At 58.3% G+C, this 7,076-nt stretch carries 5 protein-coding genes; 3 read left to right on the top strand and 2 right to left on the bottom strand.

The window, feature by feature from the left end; genetic code table 11:
* Positions 1–166 precede the first annotated feature (166 nt).
* Positions 167–379 carry a PA3496 family putative envelope integrity protein gene (locus tag ACW9JC_RS03590; RefSeq protein ID WP_457453610.1) on the top strand — a complete coding sequence of 71 codons (213 nt, stop codon included), beginning with the start codon at positions 167–169 and terminating at the stop codon, positions 377–379.
* On the opposite strand, the gene ACW9JC_RS03585 is transcribed toward ACW9JC_RS03590, so the two are convergent.
* Entirely contained in the window at positions 321–1,283 is a 963-nt protein-coding gene (locus ACW9JC_RS03585; protein WP_338583920.1) for a LysR family transcriptional regulator, read from the bottom strand. The genes ACW9JC_RS03590 and ACW9JC_RS03585 overlap by 59 nt on opposite strands.
* 191 nt (positions 1,284–1,474) lie before the next feature.
* Here ACW9JC_RS03585 and ACW9JC_RS03580 point away from each other — a divergent pair, with 191 nt between their 5' ends.
* Both ACW9JC_RS03580 and oadA read left to right on the top strand, forming a co-directional pair.
* Positions 1,475–2,890: an acetyl-CoA carboxylase biotin carboxylase subunit gene (locus ACW9JC_RS03580; RefSeq protein WP_338583919.1), complete on the top strand. Its 1,416-nt coding sequence runs from the start codon at positions 1,475–1,477 to the stop codon at positions 2,888–2,890.
* Between the two features lie 11 nt (positions 2,891–2,901).
* Positions 2,902–4,710: a sodium-extruding oxaloacetate decarboxylase subunit alpha gene (oadA, locus tag ACW9JC_RS03575; protein ID WP_457453607.1), complete on the top strand. Its 1,809-nt coding sequence runs from the start codon at positions 2,902–2,904 to the stop codon at positions 4,708–4,710.
* Positions 4,711–4,910: 200 nt separating this feature from the next.
* Here the strand turns inward: oadA and ACW9JC_RS03570 are convergent, their stop codons facing one another.
* Positions 4,911–6,953, bottom strand: a complete 2,043-nt coding sequence (locus ACW9JC_RS03570; protein WP_457453606.1) for an autotransporter outer membrane beta-barrel domain-containing protein — start codon at positions 6,951–6,953, stop codon at positions 4,911–4,913.
* Between the last annotated feature and the right edge of the window lie 123 nt (positions 6,954–7,076).

Here is a 7,076-nt window from a genome sequence, read left to right as displayed (position 1 = left end):
GTTTGCTGATGCGCGATATCAGCACAACGTAAGCTCCCTGTATGAGCTGCCGAAGGCTGCGATCTTTTGATTTTTGAATTTTCATCTCTCTGTAACTCTTCGGCCGCCAAACCGTCATCCCCCGCGCCTATCGTGAAACTCCCGTAATCGTCTTGGGAGACTCGAAATGGCCCTGCCTTACGAAGAACGCAACAGCGCTGTCAAAACCCGTCGTCAGCAAGAAGATCAGCGCCGCATGGAATTTCGCCGCGCTATCGAAGATCGCTGCGAGCGCCGTCAGCTTCTGGCCGAGATTGGCGATTTTCCTGAAGATCTCGAACTCAATTACTGGCAGGCCGCACCGACAGCTTCCCGTCGAAGCGTTCAACCAGGCCGCTGATCTGCACTCGCTCGCTGCGCACGAACGCAAGGAATGCGTGGGCCACCGGTGACAAGCGTTTAGCCTTGGCTTGCACCAGGCACCAACTGCGGTATAGCGGCAGTTCTTCGACCGGCAACTCGATCAACCCGCCGGTCGCCAGTTCAAGGTTCAGGGCGTGGCGCGTCAACAGCGCTACGCCCAGACCTGCCAGCACGCATTCACGCTGGGCTTCGGCTGACGAGACTTCCTGGGTCTGGTTGAAGTGCACGCGTTTCTCTTTGAAGTACTCTTCACACGCCATGCGCGTCCCGGAGCCGGGTTCGCGTAACAGCAGGGTGTACGGCTCAAGATCCTGTAGCCGCAGCGGTCCCATATGGCACAGCGGATGATCCGGTGGTGCCACGGCGACAATCGGGTTATTCAGGAACGGCAAAAACTCCAGGCCCATGTCTTGCGGCACCATCGACATGATCACCAGGTCATCCCGGTTGTCGGAGAGACGCCGAATCACCTGGCCTCGGTTGACCACCGTCAGTTGCAGATTGACCTCAGGATGCTGGCGCTTGAACGCGGCAAACAGGTGAGGGACGAAGTACTTGGCGCTGGATTCCACCGCCAGTTTCAGCTGACCCTGCAAAGAGCCCTGCATGTCCGACAGCTGCATATCGAGGTTCTCCAGGCGTCCGAAAATGTCCCGACTGGCGCGTTGAAGTGCTTCGGCCGCTTCCGTCATGTAAAGTTTTTTGCCGACGTAATCGAACAAAGGCTGGCCAATCAGCTCTTCAAGCTGACGAATCTGTAGGCTTACGGCCGGTTGTGTGAGCGACATTTCGTCGGCCGCGCGGCTGTAGGACCTCAAATCACAGACTTCATTGAAAATTTGCAATTGACGCAATGTCATACGCATCAATGACTTACGCATTATATGGACGCTCTCGCCGTAGGCTGATGCGTCAACTATAAGTCTTTACTTATGCATGACCCAATAATTATTCATTTTTGTTAATCCCTTGTGGGCGCTAGTGTGGACCTGCGACCGAAATGAAACATTTGGTCACGCGTCGACCTGGTTCTAGCAGGTCGTGGGTACCACCGGCTCAAGGGAAACTCCAAGTGATAACAAAGATCCTGATCGCCAACCGTGGTGAGATTGCCGTACGAATCGTGCGTGCCTGCGCCGAGATGGGCATTCGCTCGGTCGCGATCTATTCCGATGCCGACCGCCATGCCTTGCATGTGAAGCGTGCGGACGAGGCCCACAGCATTGGTGCCGAGCCGCTGGCCGGTTACCTGAACGCGCGAAAACTGGTGAATCTGGCGGTGGAAACCGGTTGTGATGCATTGCATCCTGGCTACGGCTTCCTGTCGGAAAACGCTGAACTGGCGGACATCTGCGCTGAGCGCGGCATCAAGTTCATCGGTCCATCGGCTGAAGTGATTCGCCGCATGGGCGACAAGACTGAAGCCCGTCGCAGCATGATCAAGGCGGGTGTGCCAGTCACCCCGGGAACCGAAGGCAACGTAGCGGACATCGCCGAAGCCTTGATTGAAGGCGACCGCATCGGTTATCCGGTCATGCTCAAGGCCACCTCCGGTGGTGGCGGCCGGGGTATCCGTCGCTGTGACAGCCGAGAAGAACTCGAACAAGCCTTCCCACGGGTAATTTCCGAAGCCACCAAGGCATTCGGTTCCGCGGAAGTGTTCCTGGAAAAGTGCATCGTCAATCCGAAACACATCGAAGCGCAGATCCTCGGTGACAGCTTTGGCAACGTGGTGCACCTGTTCGAGCGTGACTGCTCGATCCAGCGTCGTAACCAGAAACTGATCGAAATCGCCCCGAGCCCACAGCTGACCCCTGAACAGCGCGCCTACATTGGTGACCTGTCGGTGCGTGCGGCCAAAGCCGTAGGTTACGAGAACGCCGGTACCGTGGAGTTCCTGCTCGCCGAGGGCGAGGTGTACTTCATGGAGATGAACACCCGGGTGCAGGTGGAACACACCATCACCGAAGAAATCACCGGCATCGACATTGTCCGCGAGCAGATTCGCATCGCTTCCGGTCTGCCGCTTTCGGTGAAACAGGAAGACATCCACCACCGTGGTTTCGCCCTGCAATTTCGGATCAACGCCGAAGACCCGAAAAACAACTTCCTGCCGAGCTTCGGCAAGATCACCCGTTACTACGCACCCGGCGGCCCCGGCGTACGTACCGACACGGCGATCTACACCGGTTACACCATTCCGCCGTTCTACGATTCCATGTGCCTGAAACTGGTGGTGTGGGCGTTGACCTGGGAAGAAGCGATGGACCGTGGCTTGCGTGCCCTCGACGACATGCGTCTGCAAGGGGTCAAGACCACCGCCGCGTACTACCAGGAAATCCTGCGCAACCCGGAATTCCGTAGCGGCCAGTTCAACACCAGCTTCGTTGAAAGCCACCCTGAACTGACCAACTACTCGATCAAGCGCAAACCCGAAGAGCTGGCCCTGGCCATCGCCGCCGCCATCGCCGCCCACGCAGGCCTGTGAGGAATAGAACAATGAGCAAGAAGATTCATGTAACCGACACCATCCTGCGCGACGCTCACCAATCGCTGCTGGCGACCCGCATGCGCACCGAAGACATGCTGCCGATCTGCGACAAGCTCGACAAAGTCGGCTACTGGTCGCTGGAATGCTGGGGCGGCGCGACCTTCGACGCCTGCGTACGCTTCCTGAAAGAAGACCCGTGGGAGCGTCTGCGCCAACTGCGCGCGGCGCTGCCTAACACCCGCCTGCAAATGCTGTTGCGTGGTCAGAACCTGCTGGGCTACCGCCACTACAGCGACGACGTGGTCAAAGCCTTCGTCGCCAAAGCAGCGGTCAATGGCATCGACGTGTTCCGCATCTTCGATGCCATGAACGACGTGCGTAACCTGCGCGTGGCCATCGAAGCAGTGAAAGCTGCCGGCAAACACGCCCAAGGCACCATCGCGTACACCACCAGCCCGGTGCACACCATCGACGCGTTCGTGGCGCAAGCCAAGCAGATGGAAGCCATGGGTTGCGACTCGGTGGCGATCAAAGACATGGCAGGCCTGCTGACCCCGTATGCCACTGGCGAACTGGTTCGGGCGTTGAAAGCCGAACAGTCGCTGCCAGTGTTCATCCACTCGCATGACACCGCAGGCCTGGCGACGATGTGCCAGCTCAAGGCGATCGAAAACGGCGCCGACCACATCGACACCGCGATCTCCAGCTTCGCATCGGGCACCAGCCACCCTGGTACCGAGTCGATGGTTGCTGCGCTCAAGGGCACCGAATTCGATACCGGCCTGAACCTGGAACTGCTGCAGGAAATCGGCCTGTACTTCTACGCCGTGCGCAAGAAGTACCACCAGTTCGAAAGCGAATTTACCGCTGTCGACACCCGCGTGCAGGTTAATCAGGTGCCGGGCGGGATGATTTCCAACCTCGCCAACCAGCTTAAAGAGCAGGGCGCACTCAATCGCATGAGCGAAGTGCTGGCAGAGATCCCGCGTGTTCGTGAAGACCTCGGCTTCCCGCCGCTGGTGACCCCGACCTCGCAGATCGTTGGCACCCAGGCGTTCTTCAACGTGCTGGCCGGCGAGCGCTACAAGACCATCACCAACGAAGTGAAACTGTATCTGCAAGGCGGCTACGGCAAGGCGCCGGGCACCGTGAACGAGAAACTGCGTCGCCAGGCCATCGGCAGCGAAGAAGTGATCGACGTGCGTCCGGCTGATCTGCTCAAGCCGGAAATGACCAAGCTGCGTGCCGACATCGGTGCACTGGCCAAGTCTGAAGAAGACGTGCTGACGTTCGCCATGTTCCCGGACATCGGCCGCAAGTTCCTTGAAGAACGCGCTGCCGGCACCCTGACACCTGAAGTGCTGTTGCCGATTCCGGAAGCCGGCAAAGTGGCCTCGGCTGGCGGCGAAGGCGTACCAACCGAGTTCGTCATCGACGTTCACGGCGAAACCTACCGCGTCGACATCACCGGTGTCGGCGTCAAGGCTGAAGGCAAGCGTCACTTCTACCTGTCCATCGACGGCATGCCGGAAGAAGTGGTGTTCGAACCGCTCAACGAATTCGTCAGCGGCGGCAGCAGCAAGCGCAAACAAGCCACCGGGCCGGGCCATGTCAGCACCACCATGCCGGGCAACATCGTCGATGTCCTGGTCAAGGAAGGCGACACCGTCAAGGCGGGCCAAGCCGTGCTGATCACCGAAGCGATGAAGATGGAAACCGAAGTCCAGGCAGCCATCGCCGGTAAAGTCACCGCCATTCACGTGGCCAAGGGCGACCGGGTGAACCCGGGCGAAATCCTGATCGAGATCGAAGGCTGAATTAACAGCCTCGATACAACGCTTTAAACCTCGGGGGGGCATGTGCTCCCCTTTTTTTTGCGTTTTTTTGAGTGACGCAGAACTTGTAGGAGCCGAGCTTGCTCACGATGGCGGAGTGTCAGTTGATGTAAATGTTGCCTGACACTCCGCAATCGCGAGCAGGCTCACCCCTACAGGTTTTATGTTGAGTCAGTTGATGATCAGAACGCCATCCGCCATTGCCCCGTTACGCCGTAGCTACGGCCGTCACTGCCGGCTTCGCCGTTGAGGCCGACACCCAAGGTGTTATTGGCCGATACCCGAAGGTCGAGTCCCGCATCGATCAGCAAACTGTCACGATCCAGCGGCGCGCCGTAGACGGTGTAGTCGCGACCGCCCGTCACCAGGCGTTGGCGGGTGTAACTGTCGAGTTCGCCGTAGGTGTGTTTCCAGCCTGCGCTGAAACGCGGTGTCAGTTGCATGCCGTTATCCAGTCCATTGATTTGCGCCAGACGCAGCCCGAACGTGCTGTTCAGATTCTCGTTACTTTGCCCGTGAACTTTCAGTGCCGCCGCGCCGCCCTTTTCGGTGAAGCTGTCGCGCTGGTAGCGTTGGTAGCCAACGCTGGCGAATGGCTCGAAGCTGATGTTGCCGCGTCCAAGGTTGTAGCCGACCTCGGCGAAGGCTTGCTGTGTATTGGCGTCGTAACGACCTTTCGGGCGGTCGCTGAACCCATAGAAGCTGACTTCACGTTTGTTGCTGCCGTCGTGGTTGCTGAACGTCGCACCCAGCCGCAGCGCTACCGGGCCGCTCTGGCGCAGGGCGTAGGCGCCCAGGTGCCAGCTGTCGAGGTCGCCGTCGAGCTGGCGACTGTCCATACGAGTCGACGATTTGCCGCCGATCATGCCCAGATGCCAATGCTCACCGACGCCCCAGTCAGCGCCCAATACCAAGCCTTCAGTAGAATATTTCAGGTCCTGAAAGTCGCGATCAAGCTTCCCTCCATGGCCCAACGCTTGTAGCCAGACCCGCCCGTTATCTTTACTGCCAGCGGCCAGACGGGGAGCGTTGTTCTGATTGCCGGAGATTCCTGCGCTGTCCAATTGGCGCATGGCCGAGAGCATGCTGGTGCTCACAGGGGTGACGCTGTTCAACGTGGTTTTGGCGAGGTTGGCGTTGCTGTCGCCGGTCAGTATCTCGATGATCCAGGGAGCTGTTGTGGTGCTGGCTCCGAGGAGGGCGGTGACGGCGGCATTTGGGGGTTGGGATGGGCTCTGCTCCGTATGAGCAGTTTCAAGTTCTTCAAGACTGTCGATGAAGTTTTCAGCGTTTTTATCAGGTGCGAATACTTTGAGCGGTACTTTGTTGCGGGAGTAGGTCAGTACCACCGTCTTTTCTTTGCTCTCTGCCTTCGCGTCCATGAATGCCAGGTTGCTTTCGACATGACCGAACTCGCCCTCAACCTTGCCCGCGTCAATGATGGTGTACTCGCTGGTCTGCGGAAAATCATCGCCCACACCGACCACTTTCAAAGTCGCATTTCCGAGCCTGGCAGTGCCGTCGACCTTAATAGTTTCGCTCGAACCATCCGAGTGGACTTCATAGGACAATACCGCCGTTTCCGCCAGGTCCATGTCGCCTTTGACATTGGGTGCACCTTGCGCCCGATTGACGAGCATGTGGCCCATTACATTGAGGGCGCCCACGCTTCCGCGACCACTGAAGGTTGCTTGTTCGTAGATGTCGACACGACCGTCGATGCTCCCCGAATTGCTCAGGCTACCCTGGACCCATGCATCGCCGGCGATATGTCCTTCATTGTTCAGCGCCGCTTTTGCACGAACCAGAGCACCCGTACTGAAGTCGCCGGAACCGGTCAGCGTCCAAGCGCCTTTCTTTACATCCAGTCGCTGGAATTGACGACTTTCGCCAAGCGTTCCCCCTTTGGCAGCGTCGAGTTGCATGAGGTTTTCACCAGCGCCGCCATCCAAAACCCCATTGAACGCTTGCGGGGTCAGTACCCTGACCACTTCATCGGCATCGCCGAGTTCAAACTTGCCCCAGTCTTCTGTGGTTTTGATGGAGTGTGACGTGGCGGTTTTAGCGAAAGCGTCGAGCTCTTTGATCAGCGTCTGCGCCGATTTGTTGGTGGGAGGGGCTGGTTCCGTCACGGGCTCTTGGGCCTGTGCAAACTCTGTAAAAGCCAAGGCAAATGCAATCGCCAAGGCGAGTTTTTGTGGTCGGTATTTGTGTTGAGCGGGCATCGATTTTGGCCTCTTTTGACAGGAGACCAAACTCTAAAATGGGTGCTGCAAACACGATGTCAGGCGCATCTGGCGACGTTGCAGGGGGTGTCGCAAGATTGTGAGGAATAAAAGACAGCCGCA

It is taken from the genome of Pseudomonas sp. SDO5591_S426 (assembly GCF_054070755.1).
Note: the sequence above shows the minus strand (reverse complement) of the source record. Positions and strands in the feature narration are given on the sequence as shown.

Excerpts from the sequence above, each read along its gene's own strand:
- ACW9JC_RS03590 (WP_457453610.1), top strand. The coding sequence starts at position 167 with ATGGCCCTGCCTTACGAAGAACGCAACAGCGCTGTCAAAACCCGTCGT.
- oadA (WP_457453607.1), top strand. The coding sequence starts at position 2,902 with ATGAGCAAGAAGATTCATGTAACCGACACCATCCTGCGCGACGCTCAC.
- ACW9JC_RS03585 (WP_338583920.1), bottom strand. The coding sequence starts at position 1,283 with ATGCGTAAGTCATTGATGCGTATGACATTGCGTCAATTGCAAATTTTC.
- ACW9JC_RS03570 (WP_457453606.1), bottom strand. The coding sequence starts at position 6,953 with ATGCCCGCTCAACACAAATACCGACCACAAAAACTCGCCTTGGCGATT.